The sequence below is a fragment of the Streptomyces sp. C36 genome (assembly GCF_040932295.1).
GTDB lineage: Bacteria > Actinomycetota > Actinomycetes > Streptomycetales > Streptomycetaceae > Streptomyces > Streptomyces triculaminicus.
Map to the genome: position 1 here is coordinate 65,138 of NZ_JBFQGI010000006.1, position 24,195 is coordinate 89,332.

General features: G+C 71.2%; 25 protein-coding genes. 13 read left to right on the plus strand and 12 right to left on the minus strand.

All coding sequences use genetic code 11. The annotated features are described in order from the left end of the window. Positions 1-25: 25 nt before the first annotated feature. Both AB4K12_RS19385 and AB4K12_RS19390 read left to right on the plus strand, forming a co-directional pair. Positions 26-964 carry an oxidoreductase gene (locus AB4K12_RS19385; protein ID WP_368435353.1) on the plus strand — a complete coding sequence of 313 codons (939 nt, stop codon included), beginning with the start codon at positions 26-28 and terminating at the stop codon, positions 962-964. 143 nt (positions 965-1,107) lie between these two features. After that, positions 1,108-1,521 carry a VOC family protein gene (locus tag AB4K12_RS19390; RefSeq protein ID WP_368435354.1) on the plus strand — a complete coding sequence of 138 codons (414 nt, stop codon included), beginning with the start codon at positions 1,108-1,110 and terminating at the stop codon, positions 1,519-1,521. Positions 1,522-1,533: 12 nt separating this feature from the next. Here AB4K12_RS19390 and AB4K12_RS19395 read toward each other — a convergent pair whose 3' ends face one another. Further along, positions 1,534-2,478, minus strand: coding sequence for an AraC family transcriptional regulator (locus AB4K12_RS19395; RefSeq protein ID WP_368435355.1), 945 nt, complete (start codon positions 2,476-2,478; stop codon positions 1,534-1,536). A gap of 73 nt (positions 2,479-2,551) precedes the next feature. Between AB4K12_RS19395 and AB4K12_RS19400 the strand changes: the two genes are divergently transcribed. From AB4K12_RS19400 to AB4K12_RS19415, 4 genes are all read left to right on the plus strand, one after another. Then, positions 2,552-3,370: an NAD(P)H-binding protein gene (locus AB4K12_RS19400; protein WP_368435356.1), complete on the plus strand. Its 819-nt coding sequence runs from the start codon at positions 2,552-2,554 to the stop codon at positions 3,368-3,370. 181 nt (positions 3,371-3,551) lie between these two features. Then, on the plus strand, positions 3,552-4,253 hold the full coding sequence (locus AB4K12_RS19405; RefSeq protein ID WP_368435357.1) for an SMI1/KNR4 family protein: 702 nt from the start codon (positions 3,552-3,554) through the stop codon (positions 4,251-4,253). A 200-nt stretch (positions 4,254-4,453) separates the two neighbouring features. After that, on the plus strand, positions 4,454-7,864 hold the full coding sequence (locus AB4K12_RS19410; RefSeq protein WP_368435358.1) for a LodA/GoxA family CTQ-dependent oxidase: 3,411 nt from the start codon (positions 4,454-4,456) through the stop codon (positions 7,862-7,864). Continuing rightward, on the plus strand, positions 7,864-8,970 hold the full coding sequence (locus AB4K12_RS19415; protein WP_368435359.1) for an NAD(P)/FAD-dependent oxidoreductase: 1,107 nt from the start codon (positions 7,864-7,866) through the stop codon (positions 8,968-8,970). The genes AB4K12_RS19410 and AB4K12_RS19415 overlap by 1 nt, the downstream gene beginning before the upstream one ends. An 87-nt stretch (positions 8,971-9,057) precedes the next feature. Here AB4K12_RS19415 and AB4K12_RS19420 read toward each other — a convergent pair whose 3' ends face one another. The 3 genes from AB4K12_RS19420 to AB4K12_RS19430 are packed head-to-tail and all read right to left on the minus strand — an operon-like array spanning position 9,058 to position 12,527. Next, a complete protein-coding gene (locus AB4K12_RS19420) occupies positions 9,058-9,594 on the minus strand; it encodes a Pycsar system effector family protein (RefSeq protein WP_368435360.1) in 537 nt (178 codons plus the stop codon). A 9-nt stretch (positions 9,595-9,603) separates the two neighbouring features. Further along, complete coding sequence (locus tag AB4K12_RS19425; protein ID WP_368435361.1) at positions 9,604-11,754, minus strand: hypothetical protein; 2,151 nt, start codon at positions 11,752-11,754, stop codon at positions 9,604-9,606. Positions 11,755-11,783: 29 nt separating this feature from the next. After that, positions 11,784-12,527, minus strand: coding sequence for a hypothetical protein (locus AB4K12_RS19430; RefSeq protein ID WP_368435362.1), 744 nt, complete (start codon positions 12,525-12,527; stop codon positions 11,784-11,786). A 187-nt stretch (positions 12,528-12,714) separates the two neighbouring features. On the opposite strand from AB4K12_RS19430, the gene AB4K12_RS19435 reads away from it, so the two are divergent. Both AB4K12_RS19435 and AB4K12_RS19440 read left to right on the plus strand, forming a co-directional pair. Then, positions 12,715-13,443, plus strand: a complete 729-nt coding sequence (locus tag AB4K12_RS19435; protein ID WP_368435363.1) for a Crp/Fnr family transcriptional regulator — start codon at positions 12,715-12,717, stop codon at positions 13,441-13,443. Positions 13,444-13,565: 122 nt separating this feature from the next. Beyond that, positions 13,566-14,057, plus strand: a complete 492-nt coding sequence (locus tag AB4K12_RS19440) for a hypothetical protein (protein WP_368435364.1) — start codon at positions 13,566-13,568, stop codon at positions 14,055-14,057. Positions 14,058-14,128: 71 nt separating this feature from the next. Here AB4K12_RS19440 and AB4K12_RS19445 read toward each other — a convergent pair whose 3' ends face one another. Beyond that, a complete protein-coding gene (locus AB4K12_RS19445) occupies positions 14,129-14,617 on the minus strand; it encodes a hypothetical protein (protein WP_368435690.1) in 489 nt (162 codons plus the stop codon). A gap of 238 nt (positions 14,618-14,855) precedes the next feature. Here AB4K12_RS19445 and AB4K12_RS19450 point away from each other — a divergent pair, with 238 nt between their 5' ends. Beyond that, positions 14,856-15,893 (plus strand): hypothetical protein, encoded by a 1,038-nt coding sequence (locus AB4K12_RS19450; protein WP_368435365.1) that lies wholly within the window; start codon positions 14,856-14,858, stop codon positions 15,891-15,893. A 147-nt stretch (positions 15,894-16,040) separates the two neighbouring features. Beyond that, positions 16,041-16,352, plus strand: coding sequence for an SH3 domain-containing protein (locus AB4K12_RS19455; RefSeq protein WP_107431169.1), 312 nt, complete (start codon positions 16,041-16,043; stop codon positions 16,350-16,352). A gap of 151 nt (positions 16,353-16,503) precedes the next feature. On the opposite strand, the gene AB4K12_RS19460 is transcribed toward AB4K12_RS19455, so the two are convergent. Together AB4K12_RS19460 and AB4K12_RS19465 are read right to left on the minus strand one after the other, a co-directional pair. Further along, positions 16,504-16,878, minus strand: coding sequence for a VOC family protein (locus AB4K12_RS19460; RefSeq protein WP_368435366.1), 375 nt, complete (start codon positions 16,876-16,878; stop codon positions 16,504-16,506). Positions 16,879-16,971: 93 nt separating this feature from the next. Next, a complete protein-coding gene (locus AB4K12_RS19465; protein ID WP_368435367.1) occupies positions 16,972-17,709 on the minus strand; it encodes an SDR family oxidoreductase in 738 nt (245 codons plus the stop codon). Between the two features lie 148 nt (positions 17,710-17,857). Here AB4K12_RS19465 and AB4K12_RS19470 point away from each other — a divergent pair, with 148 nt between their 5' ends. Together AB4K12_RS19470 and AB4K12_RS19475 are read left to right on the plus strand one after the other, a co-directional pair. Beyond that, on the plus strand, positions 17,858-18,430 hold the full coding sequence (locus AB4K12_RS19470) for a TetR/AcrR family transcriptional regulator (RefSeq protein ID WP_368435368.1): 573 nt from the start codon (positions 17,858-17,860) through the stop codon (positions 18,428-18,430). A 309-nt stretch (positions 18,431-18,739) separates the two neighbouring features. Then, positions 18,740-19,630, plus strand: a complete 891-nt coding sequence (locus AB4K12_RS19475) for an HNH endonuclease family protein (protein WP_368435369.1) — start codon at positions 18,740-18,742, stop codon at positions 19,628-19,630. Between the two features lie 5 nt (positions 19,631-19,635). On the opposite strand, the gene AB4K12_RS19480 is transcribed toward AB4K12_RS19475, so the two are convergent. The 4 genes from AB4K12_RS19480 to AB4K12_RS19495 form a co-directional block, all read right to left on the minus strand. After that, positions 19,636-20,370, minus strand: coding sequence for a tyrosine-protein phosphatase (locus tag AB4K12_RS19480; protein ID WP_368435370.1), 735 nt, complete (start codon positions 20,368-20,370; stop codon positions 19,636-19,638). Between the two features lie 157 nt (positions 20,371-20,527). After that, complete coding sequence (locus AB4K12_RS19485) at positions 20,528-20,905, minus strand: DUF6355 family natural product biosynthesis protein (RefSeq protein ID WP_368435371.1); 378 nt, start codon at positions 20,903-20,905, stop codon at positions 20,528-20,530. A gap of 280 nt (positions 20,906-21,185) precedes the next feature. After that, positions 21,186-21,650 (minus strand): hypothetical protein, encoded by a 465-nt coding sequence (locus tag AB4K12_RS19490; protein ID WP_368435372.1) that lies wholly within the window; start codon positions 21,648-21,650, stop codon positions 21,186-21,188. 241 nt (positions 21,651-21,891) lie between these two features. Beyond that, entirely contained in the window at positions 21,892-22,587 is a 696-nt protein-coding gene (locus AB4K12_RS19495) for an SDR family NAD(P)-dependent oxidoreductase (RefSeq protein ID WP_368435373.1), read from the minus strand. Between the two features lie 192 nt (positions 22,588-22,779). Here AB4K12_RS19495 and AB4K12_RS19500 point away from each other — a divergent pair, with 192 nt between their 5' ends. Further along, the gene (locus tag AB4K12_RS19500) at positions 22,780-23,652 is read left to right on the plus strand and encodes a LysR family transcriptional regulator (RefSeq protein WP_368435374.1); all 873 of its coding nucleotides are present in this window, start codon (positions 22,780-22,782) and stop codon (positions 23,650-23,652) included. A gap of 73 nt (positions 23,653-23,725) precedes the next feature. Here the strand turns inward: AB4K12_RS19500 and AB4K12_RS19505 are convergent, their stop codons facing one another. Continuing rightward, positions 23,726-24,166, minus strand: coding sequence for a hypothetical protein (locus AB4K12_RS19505; protein ID WP_368435375.1), 441 nt, complete (start codon positions 24,164-24,166; stop codon positions 23,726-23,728). Positions 24,167-24,195: the final 29 nt, after the last annotated feature.

Sequence of the window (24,195 nt, forward strand, 5' to 3'; positions counted from 1 at the left end):
GTCATGTCGTCGGAGTGTGTGTCGCATGACAAAGCAGCGGAACTGGACTGCCGAACGGATCCCGGACCAGACCGGGCGGGTGTTCGTGGTGACCGGGGCCAACAGCGGCCTCGGCCTGGCGACCACCCGGGCGCTCGCCCGCCGGGGCGGGCACGTGATCCTCGCGGTGCGCGACGAGGACAAGGGCCGCCGGGCGGCCGCCGGCATCACGGCCGAACAGCCGGGCGCCGCCCTCGAAGTGCGCCACCTCGACCTGGCCGACCTCGACTCGGTGCGGGCCTTCGCCGAGAAGCTGCGCGCCGACCATGCACGGCTGGACGGGCTCATCAACAACGCCGGCGTGATGGCACCTCCCCGGTCGCTGAGCGCGCAGGGCCACGAGCTGCAGTTCGCCTGCAACCACCTCGGCCACTTCGCGCTGACCGGCCTGCTGCTCGATCCGCTGACCGCCGGGCACGACCCGCGCGTGGTCACGGTGAGCTCGGTCAACCACCGGAAGGCGTACATACGCTTCGATGACCTCATGGGCGAGCGCGGCTACTCGCCCATGGGCTTCTACAACCAGTCGAAGTTCGCCAATGCCGTCTTCGGGCGAGAACTCCACCTGCGGCTGACCCGGGCCGGCAGCCCGGTGCGCAGCCTGCTCGCCCACCCCGGCTACACCGCCACCAACCTGCAGACGAGCGCGCCGACCGGCCTGTGGCGGATCGTGTTCGGCGGAATCGGCAACCCGCTCCTCGCCCAGGACCCGGCCCGCGGCGCCCTGCCCCAGCTGTACGCCGCGACCGACCCCGATGCGCGGGGAGGCGAGTTCATCGGGCCGGACGGCACGGCCGAACTGCGCGGCGGCCCGACGCGGGTGGAACTCGCCCCCGCTGCCGCCGACAGCGAGACGGGCCGCCGCCTGTGGGAACTGTCGGAGCAGCTGACGGACGTACGCTTCGTCGTTCCGGCCGGCGCCTGACCCCGAAACGCGCGGCCGATGTCTCCGACCCACGAGGCGCCCGGTCACCGCGGCACGCGCCTGCTGGTCGTCGGCGATGAAGAACAGCATCAGAGATCGCGATCAAGCCGGAACAGGAGCCGGAACCGGGTAGAAAGGTCAGTATGGAGCTCACCCAGATACGCCTGTTGGTGTCCGACTTCCCCGCCGTCTACCGCTTCTACCGGGACGTGCTCGGGCTCGAGCCGCAGTTCGAGGCCGAGGGCGGCCCGTACGCCAAGCTCAGCCCCGACACCGGACACGCCGCGATCGCGCTGCAGGACCGGGTTCAGATGGCCGACATGCTGGGGCGATCGGGGGCGGAGCCGGAGGGATACCGCGCGCTGGTGGTGCTGCGGGTGGACGACCTGGACGCCGCCCATGCCGAGTTCACCTCGCGGGGGGCGGAGTTCACCCGGGATCCGGGCCCGATGGGCGACCGGATGCGGGTCGCCTACTTGGAAGACCCGGAAGGGAATCTGATCGAGCTCCAGGAGTGGCTGGTGCTGCGCGAGCCGGCCGCTGACGGCTCGGCGTAGCCTGTGTGCGGGTCAGAGCGCACTCTCGCGGTAGGCGGTGGGGCTTACGCCCCGTACGCGTTTGAAGGCCGCGCTGAACGCGAAGCCGTCCCCGTATCCGACGTCCTTGGCAACCCTCGTGACCGTGGCCCCCGGCGTGCGCAGCCGGGCGGCGGCCAGGGTCATCCGCCACTCCGTGAGGTACGTCAGGGGCGGCCGGCCGACCAGGGCGGAGAAGCGGCGGGCGAACGCCGTACGGGACATGCCGGCCTCGTTCGCCAGTGAGGCGACCGTCCACGGCCGGGCCGGGTCCTCGTGCAGCCGACGCAGCACGTGTCCGATGTGGGGGTCGGAAAGGGCCCGGTATCCGGTGGGCGGTGCGGTGTCGGAGCGGGCGAACCACGAGCGCAGGGCCCGGACGAGGAGCAGGTCCAGGAAGCGGTCCAGGACGACCTGCTGGCCCGGCTCGTCGTGCTCCACCTCGGCGGCGATCAGGGCGAGGAGCGAGGCCAGGCCCGGCTCCGCCCGCACGACCGCGACCGGCGGCAGGGCGTCGAGCAGGGGGCCGCACAGATCGCCGCCGCCCCGGTATCCGGCGGTGACCAGGAGGTCCGGTCCGGTGCCCGCGCTCTCGCCGACGAGGCGACCGGTGACCCGCCAGTTGCGTCCCTCCTCGGCCGGATCGTCGCCGGTGAGGGTGCAGCGGTCGGCGCCGTCGACGTGTACCCGCGGCCCGCTGTCTGGGTGGTCGGCGACGGTGTAGGGCTGCCGCGTCCGGATCAGCGCGACGCCGCCCTCCGGCAGTTCGACCGGGTCGCCCTCGGCGGGCACGAGCCATCCGTCACCGCGCAGCATCGCGGTGAGCGCGAGCGGTGCGGGCTCGGTGAATCGCAGCCCCCAGGGCGGGGCACTGACCGTGCTGCAGAACACGGCTCCGTGCGCCCGGACCCCGGCGAGGTAGTCGTCAAGAAGATCCATAGCGGGACGATCGCACAGGGAATCGGCCGTATCAACCATGGATCGTACGGACCGGCCCGGGTTGGCTGGGGGCATGACACAGATTCTCGTCCTCGGCGCGACCGGCAAGACCGGCAGTCGCGTCGTCCCTCGCCTCCAGGCCCTCGGCCACACCGTCCGTTCCGCTTCGCGCTCGGGAACGACCCGCTTCGATTGGACCGACCGCTCCACCTGGGACCCCGCCTTGGCCGGAGCGGAGGCCGTGTATCTCGTCCCGACGGAGACGCTCGGTCTGCCCGAGCGCAGCGCGTTCGTGGACCGGGCGAAGGCGGCCGGCGTCCGCCGGATCGTCCAGTTGTCGGTGCGCGGTCTCGACCGCGACGGCGGCGTACCGGAGACGGAGTCCGCGGTCAGGGAGTCGGGCCTCGAGTGGACCATGCTGCGGCCCTGCTGGTTCGCGCAGGACTTCGCGGCCCCGGACTTCTTACTGTCCGGTGTGCTCGCCGGTGATCTGCCGACTCCCACCGGGGACGGCCGCGAACCGTTCATCGACGTCGAAGACATCGCCGACGTGGCGGTCGCCGCGCTCACCGCCGACGGCCACGCGGGGAAGGCGTACGACCTGTCCGGCCCCCGCGCGCTCACCTTCGCCGAGGCCCTCGCCGTCATCGGCGCCGCCATCGGACGCGACCTCCGCCACCGCCACCGGGCCCCGGCCGACTTCGTCGCCGACCGGATCGCCGAGGGCCACTCCGCGGCGGACGCCGAAGCCATCGCCTCGTACCTGGACGACATCCGGCGCGGCGAGGACGACTACGTCAGCGATGGCGTGCGAGAGGCCCTCGGCCGCGCTCCTCGCACGTTCGAGGAGTACGCCGCCATGGCGGCCGCGACGGGGGTTTGGGACATCTGATACGGCCCGCCTCGCTTCGACGGAGGCGGTCGTCCGGCAGTGCGTCCACCCGCCGCGTCCACGGCCCGCCTCATGGTGCAGGGTGGACGTCATGCTTACCGATCACCAAGAGTGCGACGTCGTCGTCACGGCCGTGGCTCCGGTTGGGGCCGTTGTCGACGTGGACGGGCGCGAAGGCTTCATGGATCAGGTCAAACACCCCTCATGGTGGTCGGACGCGCCGCGTCCCGCCGTCGGTGACCGGATGCGCGCGGTCGTGCTGGACGCCAGCAGGACCCCGCCGCGGCTCAGCGCTCTGTCCGACGACATCCGGATGGCCCGCGCCCTGCGCCACACCGCACCGCTGGAGCGGCTGTGCCCACCACCGCCGACCGGCGCCCCGGACGTGGAGTGGGCCGCGGTGGAGGAGGCCCTGGGTACTCCCCTGCCGGCCGACTACAAGCGGATCGTCCAGGCGTACGGTGGCGGACTCTTCGCGGGAACGCTCTGGTTGCTGGCGCCCGGATACCCGGATGCGATGTACGACCTCATCGCCCAGACCGCGGAGCGCGAGGAGATCCTCGAAGGGCTCTGGGAGGCGGGTGAGGAGCGGCCGCGGGAACTCGGGGACCGTGACGTCCGGCTGGTGCCCTGGGGATTCGACGAAGGCGCGGGGCACTTCCTGTACTGGCTGGTCCGGCCCGATGCCGAGCCGGAGGAGTGGACCGTCATCCTCAACGAGGGCCGCGGCCCTCTGTGGGAGGCCGCTCCCGTCTCCTGCAGTCGCTTCCTTCTCGACGTGGTGGCCGGCACGACGACGTCGTTCTACTTCTCCGACCTCGACGACATGGTCGACCCTGAACGCAGGTACCGCTTCGTGCCCAACGCCGAGATCCTCGGCTGACAGCTGACAGCCGGCGGGCTGACGGGGTGAGCCGTACGCGCGCCGTGCACGACATTCCGGATGCCTCCGGCGCGGCGCTCCCCGATCCCGTTCACGCCCGTTCATCATGAAATCACCAGAGATCAGCCGGACTCGGCGAGCGGTCGCCCCGGGGGACACCGGGCCTGGTCACGCCCGCCGCGCACCGACTGGAGACCGCTGTGAACCTCGACGACGTCGCCTACTGCGAAATCCACCCCACGGTCGGCATCGCACGGGTCGGCAACAGCCCGGACGAGTTCTTTCCGGGCCCGGAGGTGCCGGGGGCCGGGGTTCACCCGGCAGGGGGATTCAAGGATGCCGACGGGCGGGTCAAACGTCAGGCGGCGCGCTTCCGCGTCTACGGGTTCGACAAGGACCACAACGTGCTGGGGGAGGTCACGGCAGCCGAGGCGGACGTGACGTGGGCTGTCGAGCTGGCGAACGCCAAAGGGGCCTGGTTCCAGTTCAACGGCCGTTTCCATCAGTCGGAATCACCGGACAACCGACGTAACAAACACGTGGATCCCGCTGACCCCGAGGCGCGTACCGCACTGGTGATCGGGCCCGGACCCCGTAGCGTGAGCGGCCCGGACGCCGGCGGGTCCGATGCCCGGTTCGACACGGGAACGTTCCTGGGCACCCCCGTCCCCCTGGGAGAACTGCGTACGGACGAGGCGGGGCGCCTTCTCGTGCTGGGCGGATTCGGGCACTCGGCGTCCGTGAAGCCGAACAACCCGTTGATCACCTACGCCAACAACGACTTCTGGTACGACGACACCTCCGACGGGCCCGTCAGGGCGACCGTGAGCGTGCCGGGCGGGCGAACGATTCCGGTGACCCCCGCCTGGGTGATCGTCGCGCCTCCCGACTTCGCGCCGGACGTCCCGAACCTGGTGACGCTCTACGACGTCGCCCGCGAGGCCGCCGAACGCGCCGGCCTGCTGCCGCAGGCGCAGGAGGTGTCGTTCGTCCGCGACATCGAACCGCTGCTCACCCGGATCTGCGGGTACTCCTGGGTGAGCGCGAACGCCGCGCGCGGGCACGGCAAGGGCGAGTCGGCCGACTTCCTCGACCCTGATCGCTTCGCACAGCTGGCATCGAGCGCCCCCGAGGCCGCACCGCTGCGACAGTCGGTGTTCGGCAGGCTGCGCACTCCCGGCGCCGACGACGTGACCCAGGCGAACTACACGTTCATGCCGCAGCTCGCGGGAGACGACGGAGATCCGATCGAAGGAAAGCCCCGCACCTGGTTCACGCTCCTGCCCGGCCAGTACGAACGGATGCGCAGGTGGGCCGAAGGCGACTTCGTCGCCGACAGCACCGGTACCGCCGCCGAGCCCCTGTCCCCGAACGACCTGCCGCTGGACGACCTGCCGCCGGCGGAACGGCCGCACGCACTGGTTCGGGCCGCGCTCGAGGCATGTGTGGGCGGCCCGTTCTTCCCCGGCATCGAGATGACGTTCATCGCCGACGAGCCCACGACCTGGGCGGCACCGTTCCGGCTCCGGGAGGGCCTGGCGGCAGGGGACATCACCAAGTACATGGCCGTTCCGTGGCAGGCCGACTTCTACGAGTGCAACACGCACTGGTGGCCGGCCCAACGCCCGGACGACGTCCTCCCCGAAGAGCAGTACCGCGAGCTGATCCGGGCCGCGTCGGACCCGTCGGAACCGACCGAGATGGACGTCTACCGCAAACCGTGGGCGCGCGGTGTGGGGATCCAGCTGGTCCCCGCCCCCGAGCTCGAGCGACTGCCGGGCGAGAGCGCCCAGCACTACCGGGAGCGGGTCAACAGGCTCTGGGCCGTACTCCGCGGCAAGGCGGGCGACAATGAGATGGTCGAGAAGTGGAGCAGCCTCGGCTTCGTCGTCTCCCGCCCCGGCCCGGACGGGGAGCCGGTGCTGGTGGAGACGGAGCGCGCCGGGCAGGTCGGACTGAGCGACCGCGAGTGGTTCTACACGCTCCAGCACCCCGACCAGTTCCCCCAGCAGGCGCAGGCCGCCCGGCACTACGCGGAGGCCGTACTCGAAGCGGCCCGGGCAGAGCCCTTCCTCCCCCTGACACTGCGCCCGTTCCGGTATACGCGTGAGGCGCTGGAGGCACGCCTGCAGCTGATCTACACCACGCTGGTGACCGAATCGGAGAACTTCGACCCGGGGCTGAACCCGACCTTCCGCGCCCGCCACGACATGGTCGAGCGCATCCGGCAGTTCGCGCCGTTCAACCTCCTCGACGGCGCGTGGCTGCGCAACATCACCCGGGCCGGGCCGATCAGCGAGATCCAGTCGCTGCTGTTCTCCATCTGGATCGACGAGATGGGCGGCGGCGATCCCACCCTGAACCATGCCAATCTCTACGACGACCTGCTGCACAGCGTCGGCCTGTACCTGCCGCCGGTGGACTCCTACGAGTTCGCGATGCTGCCCGAGATGCTCGACTCGGCGTACACCGTCGGGGCGTTCCAACTGGCCATCTCCCAGCACTCCCAGCAGTTCTTCCCGGAGATCCTCGGGATGACGCTGCAGTTGGAGTGGGAGGTGGTGGGGCTGGTCCCCACGGTCAGGCTGTTCGACCACCACGGCATCAACGCGCAGTTCTACAGGATGCACATCGGCATCGACAACGCCGTCTCGGGGCATGGCGCCAAGGCCCGCGACGCGGTTGTCCAGTACCTGGAAGAGGTCTACAACAGCGGTGGCGAAGAGGCCGTCCAGCAGCAGTGGCAGCGCATCTGGAACGGCTACGTGGCCTTTTCGATCACCGGGCAACTGGGCGAGGACCTGAAGGCGCTGCTGACCGCACCGCCCACCACGAGTGATCGCCTGATCGATCTGATCCAGCGCAAGGCGCCGTTCGCCTCGCTCAACCACGACGGAAAGCAACTGGACGGGACCAGGATCAACGACTGGTTCCTCGACCCGCCCGGCCTGCTCCGAGCCCTGCAGGAATCCGGTCTCATCCAGGCGGGCGACCCGGAGCACAGCCCCTTCTTCGAACTGACCGCCTACACCGGCCCCATGTACAAGGTCTTCACCGACAGCGAGCTGGAGCTGTGGCGTCAGTGGACACGGTCGCTGGCCGCCCCCGCCCCGCACCCCGTCCCCGTCGTCACCCCGCTCAAGGCCATGACGCTGCTGGTCGACACCCTGCGTCCCCGCCAGACGGGGGTCTCCGCACACGCCCGCAGAATCATCACCGGCCCCGATCCCGTGGATCCCGCCGGGACCAGAACGGAACCGGTGGCCTGGTGGTTCACACAGCCGACCGCTTCGCTCCTGGCCGCCATCGCCCATCCGGACAACGGGCTCGTCTCACCCGGTCACCCTGAGCTGAGCTCCTTCGTCGAGGATCTGCTCGCCCCCACCAACGCCATGGGCAGGGCGTTCTCCGCGGTGGTGCCGGGCACGGGCAGGACCGGCCGCGACGTCACCATCGCGTGGATCGCGGCGGGATGCCCCCTGCCGGACCTGGCACCTCCACAGGCCAGGGTCCTGCTGTCCACGCCCACAGCGGTGATGGCCGACGCCCTCTCAGGGGCCGTCGCCGGGGCCGTCGAGCCCGAGATCACCGGCATGGGAGCCGTCCACTGATGAGCACCCGCGCGCCCGAGGAGGTCTGCGACGCGGTGATCGCGGGCGGGGGGCCCGCGGGTGCCGCGGCCGCCATCGCCCTCTCGCGTCACGGTGCTTCGGTCACCCTCGTCGACCCCGGCCGCGCGCCCCGGTGGAAGCCCGGTGAGAGCCTCTCGCCACGGGCCGGGCCCCTGCTCGCACGCCTCGGCGCGCTCGAACGCGTTGCCGACGGATCGCACAGGCCCTGCTACGGGTATCAGTCCGCCTGGGGAAGGAGCACGCTGGACGAGACCGATTTCCTCGCCGGCCCCCATGGGCCGGGCTGGCATCTCGATCGCACCCTCTTCGACCGTACGCTCGCCGATGCGGCCCGCGGGGCGGGGGCCCGCGTACGGGCCGGGCGGGTCTCGACCGTACGACGGCTGCCCGGTCATTGGCGGCTGGCACTCGGCCGGGAGACGATCCGTGCCCGCTACTTCATCGACGCCACCGGACCGGGTGCGCGCCTCGCACGCCTCGCCGGGGGCACGGTCACCCGGACCGACCGTCTGGTCGCGATCGCGGCACGCCTACCGCGTGGTGCCGTGCGCCGCGGCGTTCCGCACACCTCGCTCGTCGAGTCCACGACCCACGGCTGGTGGTACACCGCACCGCTGCCGGGTGGCCATGCGGTCGTCATGATGATGACGGACGCCGACCTCGTCGCCGAACAGGCATTCCACGCGCCCGAACGCTGGTGGAGCGCCCTGATGGCGACCACGCACGTCCGCGAACGCGTCGTTCACGGAGCGGCGACACCTCGAGTCCGGCTGCGCGTCGCACGGGCGGCGACGTCCTGTACGACCGCGGCGGCCGGGCCGGGCTGGGCCGCGGTCGGCGACGCCGCCACCTCGTCCGATCCCATCGCCGCGCGGGGCATCCTCACGGCCCTCGCCACGGGCATCACGGCCGCCGACGCCGTTCACGCGGACGCCGCCGGAAGGCCGAGGGCACTGGAGACCTATGCGGAACGGGTCAGGATGATCCACAGCGAGTACCTGCGTGCGCGCACCCTCTGCTACCGGGGCGAACAACGCTGGGACACACCCTTCTGGGCCCGGCGCCGGGCAGAGACCGGCAGCTGACGCCGACGGTGGGCCCGGCCTCGAGCCTGGCGGTGCGGCTGACGGTGGCCGGTGAGCCGGCGTGCCGGGGCGCCCTGAGCCGGTGGTTCATCCGGCCATCAGAGCCGTGGTGATGAGCAGGATCGCGGTGATCTCGCACAACGCGCCCGCGTGGACGCAGCGGTGCTTGGCCGTGGCGATGCGGGCGACGGTGACGAGTTCGCCGATCAGGGGGGTGAGGGGGTCCCGGGCGGTGTCGGCGAGCGCTTGGCGCAGCGTGCGGGGGTCGGGGGCCCGGCGGATGTCGGCGAAGTAGGCGAGGGGGTGTCCTCGCCGCCAGGGGCTGCGCAGGCGGCGGGGGGTGATGGCCGCGAGGAGGAGGATCAGGGCGGCGGTCCAGGCGACGCACCCGGTCCACCACAGCGATTGGGCGGGGGCGGAGAGAACCGCGGGGCGCCAGGGGCGGCCGACGAGGACGGTGACGGTGATGCCGGCGGCCGCGACCGCCACGGTGAGGAGGGTGGTCGCCTTGGTGTCGGCCTGGCCGATCTCCCTCCGGCTCTCCGTCAGGAGCCGGAGCGCGAGGTCGGTGGTGGTGTCGGCCGGTGGGGAGGGCGGTGCCGCCGGGGGGAGGGCTGCTGTCATGGGGGCTGCCTATGGGGTGAGGAGACGGGCGTCGTCGGGTCGGCCCGAGGCGGCGGCGGTCTCCTGGACGAGGAGGCGCAGCCGTTCGCTGCCGTCGTGATCGGTGGTGAGCTCGGGCAGCAGCCGCTCGGCCAGGTAGTGGCGTGACGGCTTGTGCGTCCGGGCGCAGGCGAGCCAGGTGTGCAGCAGCTCCCGGACGTCGTCGGCACTGTCCGGGGCGCTGAGCGCTTCGGTCCACAGGTCGCGGACCTGGTCGCGGGTCCGCTGCGGTACACCGGGCCGGTCGTCGGCCAGAAGGGCGAGCAAGGTGACTCCCATCAGCGTGTCCTCGTCGGCGTCGGCGGTGTGGTTGGCGCGCAGGAAGAGCGTGAGGCCCAGGCTCCGCCACCGCGCCTCGCCCTCCTCGCTCTCCTCATCGGCTTCGTCGGTGCCGAACACCCAGGAGTGCAGGTGCTCGGTCACCGTCCGGATGGCGGTGGCGTCGCCCACCTCGGCGATCCACCACAGCGCGTCGCCGCACTCGCCGAGCAGGTCCGGTTCGTCGCCCTCGCCCCCGTCCTCCCCTTCGTCCTCGGCTCCGGTCGCCTGGTCCGGCATGGCGTGCAGTGCGTTCTCGACGACCGTCAGCGCCTCGGCGGGCGTGCGGGCACCGAGCGTGTCGGTGCGGGTGCTGTAGGCGTGCACCGCGGTCCAGCACAGTTCCGGTTCCGGACCGCTGCTCCAGTCGGCGAGCACGTCGTGCACGTCGTCGGCCGACGCGTCGTACTCCGCCAGGTAGTTCATCGCCGTGGCGGCGACGCGGCGGGCCGACTCGTTCGGGGACATCGCCCACACGGTCAGCAGGTCGTCCGAGGCGCCGGGGAAGTCCACCAGGCCGAGGAGCATCGCTCCCTCCGCCAGGGCGTCCTCCGCCGGCCGGACCTGGCTCAGCGGGACCGGGCTGTCCTCGCCGTCGTACGCCAGCGAATCCAGCCACTCGGTCAGCGGAGCACGGGTCTCGGGGTGCTGCCACCAGACCTGCGCCAGCACATGCAGGCGGTCGTCCTCGTCGTACATGCGGACGACCGGCCGCTCGGCGCCGTCGAACCGTGTCCCGGCGGGCTCCGCCAGGAAGGCGTGCGCCAGCCCCAGCAGCCTGCTCATCCGGTCCGGGTCGAACACCGGGCGCCCCACGGGCGTGCCGGGTTGCTCGACGGCGTACAACCCTTCCGCGAGCCGGTCACCGCACTGGATCAGCAGCGGATACGGCGCGGGGCCCAGGACCGACAGGGCGATCAGGAACGCCTTGTCCCACAGCGAGACGTCCGGATCGCCCAGGGCGGACGCGACCCGGCGCCGGTCGGCCTCGGTGTCGAAGTCCTCCAGCTCCGCTTCCGACACCGTGCCGCGCCGGTACCCGGCCAGGAGTTGGGCGTACGTGGGGCATTCGCGTGGTACCGGGGGCGAGGCCAGGAATCGGTGAGTCGCCTCCAGCTCCATCAGCTCCGTGCCGAAGGCGCGGTAGTCGTCGCCGCCGAGCAGCGACTCGAGGTGCCGGGCGAGCACGTCGCGAGGCGGCGCGGGCTCCCAGTCCACCGGCTCCACACCGCCGAGCCGGACGTTGTGGTCGACGACGAGCACGAGGTACTGCTCGTTCTCGAGCAACCGGGAGGCCGTGGTCTCCAGAGCGCCGCGGGTCAGTACGCGGCCCCGCGACGAGACGGGCAGGATGAAGCCGCCCGTCCGGGACTCCCGGTCGGGGATCCTCTCCGGTTCCGTCGTCTCCGCGAGGCGGTACACGTCGGTGCCGGCCGCCTCGGCGAGCATCCTGGCCGCGGCCGTGGAGCGGCCGGTGCCGGGCTGTCCGCGCAGCACCACGTAACGCTGCGCGAGCAGGTGCTCGAGCGCCTCGGCGTGGTACGGACCGGGTACGTACACGCGCTCCAGCTGCTCCAGCCGCTCCGAGGGCACCCGGCCCGCCTGCGGCAGCGCGGTGTCGGCGGGCCCGTGGTAGTGGTGGTGCTGCGCCGCCGCGTGGAAGTTGTTGGTCAGCGTGCCGACATGGCCACCGCTGACCTGGGCTCCCTTGACCTTGTGCGAGAGGTCCGGGTGGCCGGCCGCGGCCCGCTGCCGTCTGCGCTGGGCCAGGGAACGGTGCCCCGGGGTCTGCTGTCGGTCCATGCGTCTGGTCTCCTGTGGCCTCTGCGCCCTCAGCCGTTGAAGGTGTTGGTGAGGGTGCCGACGTGACCGCCGCTGACCTGGGCCCCCTTGACGTTGACCACCCCCGCTCCGCCCGGGGCCGCCGGATCCGTCCGCTCGGGCCGAGCGGCCGAATCCGGTCCGGGCTCGGAGGGTCCGGCCCCCTGCCCCCGTCTCTCCGGTGCGTAGAGCCAGCCGGTCAGGACCCGGCTGCCGTTCTTGGCCGGGACGACCACCTGCCGGAACGCCTCCCGGTCGACGCCCTTGTGCCCCGGCCACACCGCGTCGTCGTACACGGTCTCCGAGACGCACAGGACGAAGTCGGTCCCCGGTCCGGCCCCGCGCAGGGCCGACCTGAGCGGATCGCTGTCGAGCAGGCGGAAAGCCGAGTTGAGGGTCGAACCGACCACATCGTTCTCGTCCTCGACGACCGTGCCCCGGTGCAGCACTGTCCGCAGCCGGACGGGGGCGCCGTGGCCGTGGTTCTGCCGGCGATGGGCCAGCTCCTCGGGCAGGGTGATGAGCAACTGCCGTAACAGCGCGGGCAGCCGGACGGCCGGGTCCACCAGGACGAACAGCCCGTCGCCCCGGTACTCCGTGCGGCACGCGGCCTCATCGGCGCCCGACTGCTCGAGCAGTGCGCCCACGACGTCGTACAAGGTCTGCCGGATCGCCTGCTGACCGGCGTCGTGGTGGCGCTGCGAGTCCTCGATGTCGAACAGGAGCATGGTCCGCCGGGCCGGTACGACCGTCATCAAACAACCTCCGTGACGCAAAGCCGCCGCGCATGGCCGGGTGAACGGGTCATGGGAGCGGGCCGGTTGGTGCTGCACTTGTGTTCGGTTCAGGATGCCGGACGGCGGCCGTGAAGACCACGACAGATGGCGTGTTCCCGCCGCGCCGCAAACGGAGGAACAGGCCGCACCGCAAACGGAGGAACAGATGGAGCACACCTTCACCGACCGGTACGCCTACGTCGACCGGCTCGACGAGCAGGCCCGTCGGCGACTGCTCGCGATGGGCACGGCCAGAACCTACGCGGCCGACGACGTGTTGCTCCACGAGAACGACACCTCCCGTCATGTCCTCCTCGTCCAGGAGGGCTATCTGAAGATCACCCTCTCCGCCGGCAACGGCCGCAGGATCCTGCTCGCCCTGCGGGGGCCCGGAAGCGTCGTCGGAGAACTCGCCGCCATCGACGGCCATCCCCGCCTGGCCCGGGTCACCGCCGCCGACGCGGTACGGGCGGTGACCATCCCCGCCGACGACTTCGTGCGCTACCTGCGGGACACTCCGGGCGCCGCCCTCGCCCTGCTGGGCACGGTCGCCGACCGGCTCCGCACCTCCGACCACCGACGCCTGGACGCGGCCGCCCACACCGTCCACCAGCGCCTGGCCCTGCTCCTGCTCGACCTCAGCCCCGGTCGCTCCGAGGCCTCTCCGCCCCGCCCGATCCCGCTGTCCCAGGCCGAACTCGCCGACCACCTCGGCACGTCCTTGCGCTCCGTCGCCCGCGCCCTGGAACAGCTGCGTGCCGACGGCGCCGTGGCCACCCGGCGTCGCGGCATCACGGTCCTGTCGTGTGACGCCCTCACCGATGCCGCGTACGACGACGGCGACCACAACAGACCGCCGCGCACATCCCGTCCGCGAACGCGCCACTTGTCGTAGTGGCCTCCCTCCCCACACCGGCAGGCTGTGAACGCGCCGGAGCCACCGCACCGCACCGACGGCGCGGGCAACTCCCCGAACCACAGCCACAGGCCCTGCCTGTGCAGACGATGGAGGACACCATGAAGCGAACCGGAAGGCAGCGCGCGGTTCTCGCGCTGGCAGCACTCGCACTGGCGGGTTCCACGGTCGCCACCACGGCCGCCACCGCTTCCGCCGCGCCTTCGGCGACCACGGCGGCCACCAGCACGACCGCCGCCCCGCCGAGAGCCTTCGATCTGTCCCTGCCCGGCGGGTCGTCGCTCTACCGCGGCGGCTACATGAAGGCGGGCAACACCAGGATCGAGCTCCAGGACGACGGAAACCTGGTGCTCTACTGCGGCAACGCGGGAATATGGCAGGCGTCGAACGCCTGGCCCAACGGCTACCGGGCGACCATGCAGGACGACGGAAACTTCGTCGTCTACGACTCCAATGGCCGCGCCCTGTGGGCTTCGGGCACCAACGGCAACCCGGGTGCCTACCTCCAGGTCCAGAACGACGGCAACCTGGTCATCTACCGGCCCGGCGGGCAGCCGATCTGGAGCACCGGCACCGGCGGCCGCTGCTCCTGAGGCACACCATGACGAGCGCCCTGCGCACGCGGGAGTGCGCAGGGCGCTCCACGCCGGCGGATGTGGAGCGCTCAGTCGTCGGCGATCTGCAGGGCCAGCGCGAAGTGCTCACCGTCCGTTCCGGCGAGCAGGCTGTCGAACAGCGGGGTCAGCCCGTTCACGGCGCCGCATCCGGCGTCGTGGTTGGTCCACCAACCGGCCTCCGGTCCGAGCAGGGACACCACACGGTCCGCCGCGCGCTCGGCGGTCTCGACGGGCAGATGCCGGTGGCTCGGCCAGACCAGGTCGACGCCCGCGACCAGGGCCAGGAACGCGGCGGCCCCGTGCGTTTCCACCGGTTCCAGAGCGGCGCAGATCTCAGGAACGGACGGCGGGGCGTACCCGGGCAGAAAGCGCCGCCAGGCCTCGTCCACCGCGACCACGGCCAGCAGCGCGCGGATCCGGGCCGCCAGCTCCGGCAGGTCGGGGTCCGGTTCGGCGAACCGCCCGGCCGCCACGTACACCCGCATCGGCGTGGACAGCTCCGCCATGCCGGCTTCCAGCTCGGTCAGGACCCTCATGGACGTCACAGCGGGATTCTGCCGTACGTCCCGCCGTCCACCGGCCCGGCGGGCCTGCCGTCCCGGTCTACGCACACGCCACACGTCGGCGCGCGCCCCGCTCCTCGCGTCTTTCCGCCCCGGCCTCCGCACGCACCCATCCGGCCAGGCTGGTTTCCCGCTTGTGAAGTCCGCAGTCGGCGAGAACGCTGTTGGCCCTCACCAGTGGCATATTCACAGCCTTCAGGAGGGAACAGCCATGCCCTTCAGACAGACCGCCGGACACACCGCCGTCGGCGCACTCGTCACGTGTCTCGTACTCATAGCAGCGCCCACGGCCCCGGCCGCGACCGCCGCCCCGGCCCTCCCGCCCGGCTGCACCAGCGGCGACCTGCCGACCGGCGGCGTCCACATCGTGTGCACGGAGGGGCTCCGTTCCTCCGACGGGCCCCTCAACGGCACCGACAAGGCGGACATCATCGAGGTCAGGGGCGGCGACGCCGTCAGCGGCCACCTGTCCGGCGTGGTCAACGGCCTCGGCGGGGACGACGTCATCATCGTCGACAGGATCCTCGCCGGTGGCAGCGGAGGGGACATCCGTGGGCTCATCGACGGTGGTACCGGCGACGACGAGATCACCGTGACCGACAAGGACAAGTGGAGCGTCCAGGGCACCATCCACGGCGGCGCGGGCAACGACACCATCACCACCGGCGACGTGTCCTACCGGGGGCACATCAGCGGCGGCGCCGGGGCCGACGTGATCGCCACCGGCGCCGCGTACGGCATCAGCGTCGACGGCGGCGACGGGAACGACATTCTCCGCCTCGCCTCCTTCCGCGTCACCGCGCTGGACAGGACGAGCAGGCTCGACGGCGGACCCGGGGACGACACCATCACGGTCGGGGAACTCGGCGGGCCGCTCCATGGCGGCCCCGGTGACGACACCATCACCGTGGAGAGGACCTCGCGTCTGTCGTCCCGCCTGCCCACCCCCGTCACCGTCGACGGCGACGAAGGCAACGACGTCATCCGCGCCGGGGCCATCGGCACCGACTCCGAAGCGCGCCCCGTCCACGTCCGAGGGGGCGCCGGAGCCGACCTCATCGAGGCGCCGTCCGTCGGACAGGCCGCGTACGTCACGGTCCTGGGGGACGACGACGATGACGTCATCCAGGGGCCCGGCGGCACGGCAGTCGTCGTCGGCGAATACGGAACCGTCGACGGCGGGCGTGGCGACAACCTCTGCCGCATCGACCGGCGCGCGGGCGGAACGGTCGCCAACTGCCGGGCGTAGTGCGGTCGCACGGACTGTCACCGATTCGTCATGGACATGTCTCGAAACGGCTTCAGGGACCTTTTCAAGATCATCTGCTGGTAGTTTTCCGTCTCGTCGGGTCCAAGATCATTGGTGCTCGACCGGACCATCTCTGAGGAGTAACAAGTGAATTCGGTAATTCGGGGGAAGAGCGCGGGCAAGCGTGCCGCTGCCGTGGCGGGCCTGCTGGTCGCCGCCACGCTCGGCGGCGCGGCTCTGGCGGCGCCGGCGTACGCCGACGACGTCTACGGCCACTGCACGGGCGAGGGCGTGCGCATCCGCGCCGCCGCGAGCACCTCCAGCTCGGTCGTCGGTCTCTGCTACAGCGACCACCGCCTGGCCCACCGTGACGTCTCGGGCGACGGTAACTGGGACAAGGTCTACGACGTGAACACCGGCGTGTCCGGCTGGATCTCGCACGGTTACTGGAGCTGGTAAACAGCAGCCGGGGGCCGCGGGGTTCTCACCCCGCGGCCCCCTGGGCTTTCTTCTCGGGCGAGGCCCCTCGGCCGTACCACTCGATTCCGAGCCCGGTAAGGGCGATCCGCCGCGCGTCCCACCGGCACCCCAGGCGCCCTGCCCGGTGGACTCAGTGGAGGCAGAGGCAGAACGGATGACCGGCCGGGTCCGCGTAGACCCGCCAGTTGGCCCCCGGGCGGAGCTGGTCCGTCCGCTCCAGCACGGTCGCGCCGAGGGCGAGCGCCCGCTTCTCCTCCCCGTCGAGGTCGTCGACGTCGAAGTCCAGGTGGAGCTGCTGCGGGTACTGCCGACCGGGCCATTCCGGCGGCCGGTGGCCGTCCACCCGCTGGCAGGCCAGCGGCGTTCCCTCGAACCCGTGCACCTCGACCCAGTCGGGGTTCTCCGGCTCCGCGACCACCCGGCCGCCGAGCAGATCCGCGTAGAACTCCGCGAGCCGTACCGGATCGGCGCAGTCCAGCGCGATCGCCTGCAGCTTTCGAATCACTTCCGACACCCCTCGCCCCTCGGCCACTTCCACGACTCCCCCGTACGGGAAGGGTCGTACCCGCCGCCGCGGCGTGCATGCAGGGCGGCAGACTCAGGCTTGCACGGTGGGTCGGACGACGATCTCGCTGACGTCGACACCGTCGGGCTGCTCAATCGCATAACCGATGGCGGAGGCGACAGCGGAGGGCGGCATGGCGATCTCGTCGCGGTGCCGGACGACTGCCGCCGCCGCTTCGGGGCTTCCCCCCTTGCCCACGCCCTCCGTGTTGGTGAAACCCGGCGAGACGAGGGTGACCCGCAGGTCGGGACCCGACTCCTGCCGCAGGCCCTCGGTCAGCACCTTCACCGCGGTCTTGGTGGCCGCGTAGACGGCCTGGGGGGACTTCACCACATAGGCCGCGGTGGAGGCGACGTTGACGAACTGCCCGGAGCGCTGCCGCCGGAAGATGGGCAGCGCTGCCCCGATACCGTTCAGCAGGCCCGTGATGTGGGTGGCGACCATGGCGTCCCAGTCGTCCTGGCGCAGCTCGTCGAACGGCGAGATCGCCATGGTGCCCGCGTTGGAGACCAGAACGTCGAGCCGGCCGAAGTGGTCGACCGCCGTGTCCGCCAGGCGCTTGAGGTCCTCGCGGCGCGTCACGTCGACGACGACCCCGACAGCCGAGCCACCCTGCGCCGTGATCCGGTCCACCACCGCGTTCAGCCGGCCCTCCCGCCGGGCTCCGAGCACCAAGCGGGCCCCACGTTCGGCGAGGTAGGTCGCCGCCGCCTCTCCGATGCCGCTACTGGCGCCCGTAATCGCGACGACCTTGCCCTCGATACCTGACATGACCAGCTTCCTTTCATGGGGGGGGGGCTGTGCGCAGGTCGGCGCGTTGACCTACAGTGGAAGTGGAGGCGCCTCCACTTAGCGTAGATCATGTGGAGGCGCCTCCGATCAGCACGTCGGAGAGCCTGAGAGGAGATGGCAAGCGCTGATGGTCGACGGAGCGCAACGACCGTTGCGAGCTGACGCGCGGCGCAACCGGGAGAAGATCCTCGCGGCTGCGGTGCGCGTATTCGCGTCGGAGGGACTCGACGCCCACTTGGAGCGCATCGCCAAAGAGGCGGGGGTGGGCAGTGCCACGCTGTACCGCAACTTCCCCACCCGCGAGGCACTGGTCGAGGCGGTCTACCGCAACGAGGTGGCCCAACTGTGCGACGCGGCCCCCGCCTTGCTGGCAGCGAAACCGCCCCTTGAGGCCCTGCGTGCCTGGACCCGCCTCTTCCTGGACTACGTGACGGCCAAGTACGGCATGATCGACGCCCTGCGCGCCATCGCCGCGACAGGAAGCAACCCCTACGGCCACAGCCGGGAAATGATCCGGGCCGCCCTGACCACCCTCATGGACGCGTGCGCGGCCACCGGGGCGATCCGCACCGACATCAGCCCCACCGATATCGGCGCCGCCCTGGAAGGCATCGCCCTGACCTCGGCGGGCCCCGAACGACGACAGCAGGCAGAGCGCCTGCTCGACCTCACCCTGGACGGCCTGAAGACCCGTCCCTGAGGTGGCGCGGTCGGCGCTGACAGGTGTGCGGCGGCGTTGAGGACAACGACCGTGGCCGGGTACGCCACGCGTGCGAGCGCTCCCGCGCACCGCTTGGGCCGAACAGGTGGAACGCGCTCCGGCAGCCGCTCGGACGGGCGTCCTGGTACTGCGTGGCCGGTTCATCCGGGTCAGGCTCGAGAACGCGGCCTGTCCGAAAGGCCGTCGTCCTCGCGTTCAGCCCGTCGCCCGCACCGGCCAGGGCTTCCGGCGGCCCGGCGGGGGGGGTCACACGTGGGCGTCACGGCACATCCGTCGAAGGAGATCCTCATGCCCCGGTATCCGTACAGAGGACTGGTCATAGCCTCGGCCCTCGTCGCCGCCGCGCTTCCCGCGGCGATGCTGCCGGGGGCGACGGCCGTCGCGGAGGCACCGGCCCCCGGCCCGCAGAGCGGCAGGCAGCACGGGGCTCCGCTCAACTTCGACGAGCTCGACTGCGAGGGAGCCGAGGAGGACCGGCTTCCCGTCTCCGATACGGGACTGGGCGCCGTGCACCAGCCCGGGGGCGGCGCGGCCGGAACTGCTGCGGGCCCTGCCGGGCCGCGCTCCCTGGAGGCGCGCCGCGTCCCCGCCGTCAAGTGGCCGCGCAACATGCCCGACCTGGACGACGCCACGCGCATGCTCCGCGAGTTGGACGTCCGGGCGTTCGACAGCAAGGGTTTCGAGCGGACCCGGTTCGGCGGCAAGAGCTGCTGGGTGCTGCACGGTGCCGACAAGTGCTCGACCCGTGAGCTCGCCCTCAAGGCCCTGTCCGAGATCCCGGCCACTCTGCAGGGCAACTGCAAGGTCGTCGGAGGGCGCTGGCACAGCGCCTACGACAACATGACGCTCACCAACCCCTTGCGTGTCGACATCGATCACATCGTGCCGCTCAGGGTCGCGTGGGGCTCGGGAGCCCGTGACTGGCCGGAGCACAAGCGTCGCGCGTTCGCCAACGACCTCAGCGGCTCCCCGCAGCTCATCGCGGTCTCCACCTGGAGCAACCGCGAGAAGGGCGACAAGATGCCGGACAAGTGGCTGCCCAAGGGCCACGAATGCGCCTACGGCCGCGCCTGGATCGGGGTCAAGGACTACTACGGGCTCAGCGTCACCTCCGCCGAGAAGAGCAGGCTCGAGGAGGTCCTCGGCCAGTGCGGAGAGCACCAGGCGGGCGGCTCGTGAAGGCGTCAGGGCCGCAGTAGCCGTTCGCGCAGTGCCGTCACCAGGTCCTCGTCGGCACCGAGGCACTCGGCGGCGTAGCCGTGCACCGATCCGTAGCGCGAGGTCAGGTCGGCCAGGAAGAGCCGCATGATCTCGGCGGGGGCGCGGCCGTAGGCGGGCCAGGTGAGGGTCAGGTCCGGATAGTTGGTGTGCCACTCGGCGACCAGGCGTTCGGTGGCCAGTCCGGTCAGGGCGAAGTCGGCGACGATGTCGTCCTCGTGCACGCCGAGCAGGGCGAGGACCAGCATGGCCAGCAGGCCGGTGCGGTCCTTGCCGGAGTGGCAGTGGAACACCAGCGGGCCGGTGTCGTCCGCGACGATCTCCAGGGCGCGGCGGAGTTCCTTGACGCCGTCGTGGGCGACCTCGCCGTATTTGTCGGCCAGGAAGCGGGCGGGCTCGACGTCGGGGCCCAGGCCCGCCTGGTCGTACGGCCGGTGTTCGATGCTCAGGTTGTGGTAGGCCAGACCGTGGTGGGGCGGAACGCGTCCGCTGCGTTCGATCTCCCAGGGATAGCGGAGGTCGATGACGGTGCGGATGCCCAGGGCGCGGAAGCGGTCCTGGTCCTCGTCCTGGCCGCTCAGCTTGCCCAGCGAGTCGGAGCGGAACAGCAGGCCCCAGCGCACCGTGCGGCCGTCGGCCGCCCGATAGCCGCCCAGATCACGGAAGTTGTGCAGTCGCTCGAACGCGATGTGTCTCGTCACGCGGGCCACCCTACGGCCGCCCGCACCGGCCGTGGCGGCCGGCGAGAGCGACATCACCGATCAGGCGCCCGCTCGGACGCGGTGCGGCGCCCCCGCCTGCCGCCGACAGCGGGCGGGGGGCCGGTCCGCGCGTGCCCGTGGACCCGCGGCGCTCGGATCAGGGGCCGGTGTCCCCCGGGTGGGAGCACAGACCGCCGCGGTAGTTGCTGTCGTACCAGGCTCCCGTGGCGTCGAGGTCCAGGTTGGTACGGCCCGGTCCGACGCAGCGGTGGTAGTTGGACCGCGGCCAGCGCGTGACCTGGATCCAGACGTTGGTGTTGGTGGCGCAGTGCTCGTAGTAGGCACGCTCACCGTTCTCGCCCTTGTTCCAGCCGCAGGCCTGGATCTTCATCGGGGCGGCGGCGCCCGCCGGGGCGGAAGCACTGGCGGGAGCGGCCACGGAAGCGGCCAGGGCACCGGCCAGTACGACAGTCGCCAGGCCGAGCCGACGGCCACGGCGGGCGGGCTCTGATGCGGATGATCCGCGAAACGTCATGGTGCTCTCCCTCTTCGTTGGAAGGACGGCTGATGCCGTGGACATCAGCCTGGCCGTCGTACCCATAGCGTGGCCAGAGCCTTCGAAGGTGGTCGAAGGGGGAGAAAGAGATGACAGAGGACGAACAGTCATACGAGCGGAACCGCCGGGCGCCGGGGCCGAACCAGGCGAGGCCGGCCCGTCGCGATGACGGGCCGGCCTCGCCCCGTCGCCCGGCACGTGGCGTGCGGGCGACGGGGCCCCGGTTCACCGGGTGACGGTGACGGGTGAGCGCGGTGGATCAGTGGTCGGTGCCGGAGGCCCAGATCGCGCGGCTGCCGTCGTAGATGACGACGTTGCCGTCGTCCTGCACGACCAGCCGGGAGCCGGGGTGGCCGTCGGTGTTCGAGGCCCAGACGGCGCGGTTCGAGCGGGTGTAGACCACGAAGTTGCCGTCCGTCTGGAAGACGGCCTTCCAGCCCTGGCCGACGGTTCCGGTGGCCCAGCGGGCCCGGTTGAACTCGTCGTAGATGACGAGGTTGCCGTCCGACTGCATGACCAGCCGGGCGGTGTTGGAGCTCACCGACTTGTTTCTTTCCAGGGTGAACGTGGCGTGTATGGTCCGGCTCTGCTTGATCGTCTGCCCTGCCGTCGTGCCCTTGGCGGTCGTTACGGCGTGGCCGGAGGGCGTCGCGCTCGCCTGTCCGGCGAGCGTCATGGCCGCGAGTGCGGCAGCCGCGAGGATCGTGGCGGTCTTCTTCCCCACGAAAGTGTCCCTTCGTCGAGTTGTTCATCCACCGGCGCCCCCGGACGGGGGCGGCACCCCGGACTCTCGCAGCCTGATGTGCCGGACGAACACCCTCTACGGCGCCATGACGTGTTCGATTCCCTCTTTGGCCGGGGAACCGGCGGGATCGCACCCGTTTTCGGGCAGGGCATGGCCTCAGGGTGCCCCTGGGAGAACGCTCCAGCGGCGGAAGAGGTGCGGCCGCAGCGGACGCCCAGGCCTACCAGGGCACGACCTGCCCCTGGTGGTCGACGAAGTGAAGGCCGGGCTTCCCCCGGTGGTGCTCGATCGTCTCCGCCACCCCTGGAATGCTCTCCTCCACGCTGAGATCGGCGTCGGGTCCGCCCAGTTCGGTGCGGACCCAGCCCGGGTCCATGAGCAGCAGCGTCCGCGTGTCCTCGGCGTGGCGGGCGGCGAAGCAGCGCATCAACTGGTTCAGCGCGGACTTGCTGGCCCGGTACAGGTCCTGCCCGCCTTCCGTGTTCAAAGCGATGCTTCCCTGGTCGGAGGACATGACGCCGATGGTCCCGGCCGGCGCGACCAGCCCGCGGAGGGACTCCACGACGCGCATCGGGCTGAGGGAGTTGGTGACCATGACTTCGGTGAACATGTCCGTCGGGACCTCACCGATCGGGATATCGCCTCGTGTGATGGCGGCGTTGACGAAGAGCAGGTCGAGAGTGCGCCCTGCCAGGCGGTCGCGCAGTGCCGAGATCTGCTCCGGCTCGGTCATCTCCAGCGACTCGACGGTAAGCCGTCCTCCGGATGCTTCGGCCAGGTCGTGGAGGCCGGTGCGCCGGCTGCCGCGGACCGTGCCGACGACGTCCCAGCCGCGACGGAGGTACTCGGCGGCGAGCCCCAGGCCCAGGGTCCGTGAGGCCCCGATGATGACGGCGGTCCTGCGGGTGTCGTTCATGTGATTCCTTGAGTTGAGGCGGTCCGGCGGGCCGGGTGCGACTGATGTGATTCCTCTCGCGGTCAGGGCGTCGGCACTGTCGCGGAGCGTCGTTCACGGCCGTGGAGTGAGTGCGGCGCGCACGCCGCAAGTCTCCGAGTGGGGGCGGCCGGACGTCCAATACCCTTGGAGCCGCATTGATACCGTTACGGCATGGATCTGGATCTGCGGAAGCTCCGCTATTTCGTCGCGGTGGCCGAGCACCGGCACTTCGGCCGGGCGGCACAGGCGCTGTTCATCGCGCAGCCGGTCCTCAGCCGACAGATCCGCGCGTTCGAGCAGGAGCTGGGATGCTCGCTGTTCACGCGGACCACGCGCAGCGTGGAGCTGACCCCCGCGGGGATACAGCTGTATGACGAGGCGTCAAGGATCACCACGGTGGTGGACGTGGCGCTGCGGCGCGTGCACGAGGCACGGCGGGGCGAGCAGCGGCTCGTCGTCGCGTTCTCGCCCGGTCTGCACGTGTCGGACGCGATCCGGGCGTTCACGGCGAGGCATCCCAAGGTCGTCGTCGATGTCTTCCCGCTGCGCTGGTGGGAACGGGACGCGCCGCTCCGCGACGGCCGCGCGCACGTGGCATACCTCCGGCGCCCCTTCGACGACTCGGGGCTGCGCACCGTCCCCATCGGGCACGAGAGCAAGGTCGCGTGCCTGCCGGTGACACATCCGCTGGCCGGCCGCACCACCCTCACATCGGCCGATCTCGACGGTGAGCCGATGCTTGGCGGCAGGACGCGGCGGACGTCGTCGCTGGAGGAGAAGTTCGAGCTCATCGCCTCCGGGCAGGGCATCGCGCTCGTCCCCGTCAGCGTCGCGGACTCCTACTCCCGCCCTGGCCTCGTCTATCTGACCGTCGCCGACGCCCTGCCGGTCGAGACCTGCCTGGCGGTACCGGAGAGCAGTCGCGCGGGCCCCGCATCGGACTTCCTGGACATCGCCACAGCGACTCTGCGCCGGGGCACCGGCGGTGCGGAGGGGAAGAACCCCGGGCCCACGAGCCGGGCGCCCGTGTCGTCCACGGACTGACCCGGAGCCGTGCTCGGCGATGAGACAGCCCGAACGTGTCGGCCGATGGCGGACCGACGCGCCCGGCGCCCGATCAGCGCCCCTTGGGGAAGGCGGCGCGCAGTGCGGAGCCGCGGGTGAGGAACGCGACCCGGACGATGGGCAGCATGCAGACGGTCTGCATCACGGCGTACCACGGCGGGCAGACACCCGGGATCAGGTCGACGCCGATGATCGCGATCGGCATGATGACGGCGAGGGCGCTCACGCGCTCGAAGGCCCGTCGGGATCCCCGGGACGCGGAGACGGTCAAGCGGTGGATCAGCACGGCGACCACCGGCAGCAGGACTGCCCGGACCCACATGAAGGTGTTCACCATGTGACCGCTGCTCGACACCGCGATGACGGCCACGAGGGTGGCGGCGCTGAGTGCGCCGTAGACTTTGACGCTGATCTTCGCCGTGCCGAAGGCCCCTTGGGTGCGGGGGCTGTTGAGGTGTGCCGTCCCGGTCATGGTGCGGGTGTTGGTTTCCATGCTCACCGACGCTACGGAGCGCTCGACCG

Excerpts from the sequence above, each read along its gene's own strand:
- AB4K12_RS19435 (WP_368435363.1), top strand. The coding sequence starts at position 12,715 with ATGGAGCACACCTTCACCGACCGGTACGCCTACGTCGACCGGCTCGAC.
- AB4K12_RS19445 (WP_368435690.1), bottom strand. The coding sequence starts at position 14,617 with ATGAGGGTCCTGACCGAGCTGGAAGCCGGCATGGCGGAGCTGTCCACG.
- AB4K12_RS19495 (WP_368435373.1), bottom strand. The coding sequence starts at position 22,587 with ATGAACGACACCCGCAGGACCGCCGTCATCATCGGGGCCTCACGGACC.
- AB4K12_RS19395 (WP_368435355.1), bottom strand. The coding sequence starts at position 2,478 with ATGGATCTTCTTGACGACTACCTCGCCGGGGTCCGGGCGCACGGAGCC.
- AB4K12_RS19450 (WP_368435365.1), top strand. The coding sequence starts at position 14,856 with ATGCCCTTCAGACAGACCGCCGGACACACCGCCGTCGGCGCACTCGTC.
- AB4K12_RS19475 (WP_368435369.1), top strand. The coding sequence starts at position 18,740 with ATGCCCCGGTATCCGTACAGAGGACTGGTCATAGCCTCGGCCCTCGTC.
- AB4K12_RS19485 (WP_368435371.1), bottom strand. The coding sequence starts at position 20,905 with ATGACGTTTCGCGGATCATCCGCATCAGAGCCCGCCCGCCGTGGCCGT.
- AB4K12_RS19425 (WP_368435361.1), bottom strand. The coding sequence starts at position 11,754 with ATGGACCGACAGCAGACCCCGGGGCACCGTTCCCTGGCCCAGCGCAGA.
- AB4K12_RS19415 (WP_368435359.1), top strand. The coding sequence starts at position 7,864 with ATGAGCACCCGCGCGCCCGAGGAGGTCTGCGACGCGGTGATCGCGGGC.
- AB4K12_RS19440 (WP_368435364.1), top strand. The coding sequence starts at position 13,566 with ATGAAGCGAACCGGAAGGCAGCGCGCGGTTCTCGCGCTGGCAGCACTC.
- AB4K12_RS19390 (WP_368435354.1), top strand. The coding sequence starts at position 1,108 with ATGGAGCTCACCCAGATACGCCTGTTGGTGTCCGACTTCCCCGCCGTC.
- AB4K12_RS19420 (WP_368435360.1), bottom strand. The coding sequence starts at position 9,594 with ATGACAGCAGCCCTCCCCCCGGCGGCACCGCCCTCCCCACCGGCCGAC.
- AB4K12_RS19400 (WP_368435356.1), top strand. The coding sequence starts at position 2,552 with ATGACACAGATTCTCGTCCTCGGCGCGACCGGCAAGACCGGCAGTCGC.
- AB4K12_RS19405 (WP_368435357.1), top strand. The coding sequence starts at position 3,552 with ATGGATCAGGTCAAACACCCCTCATGGTGGTCGGACGCGCCGCGTCCC.
- AB4K12_RS19430 (WP_368435362.1), bottom strand. The coding sequence starts at position 12,527 with ATGACGGTCGTACCGGCCCGGCGGACCATGCTCCTGTTCGACATCGAG.
- AB4K12_RS19500 (WP_368435374.1), top strand. The coding sequence starts at position 22,780 with ATGGATCTGGATCTGCGGAAGCTCCGCTATTTCGTCGCGGTGGCCGAG.
- AB4K12_RS19385 (WP_368435353.1), top strand. The coding sequence starts at position 26 with ATGACAAAGCAGCGGAACTGGACTGCCGAACGGATCCCGGACCAGACC.
- AB4K12_RS19505 (WP_368435375.1), bottom strand. The coding sequence starts at position 24,166 with ATGGAAACCAACACCCGCACCATGACCGGGACGGCACACCTCAACAGC.
- AB4K12_RS19470 (WP_368435368.1), top strand. The coding sequence starts at position 17,858 with ATGGTCGACGGAGCGCAACGACCGTTGCGAGCTGACGCGCGGCGCAAC.
- AB4K12_RS19465 (WP_368435367.1), bottom strand. The coding sequence starts at position 17,709 with ATGTCAGGTATCGAGGGCAAGGTCGTCGCGATTACGGGCGCCAGTAGC.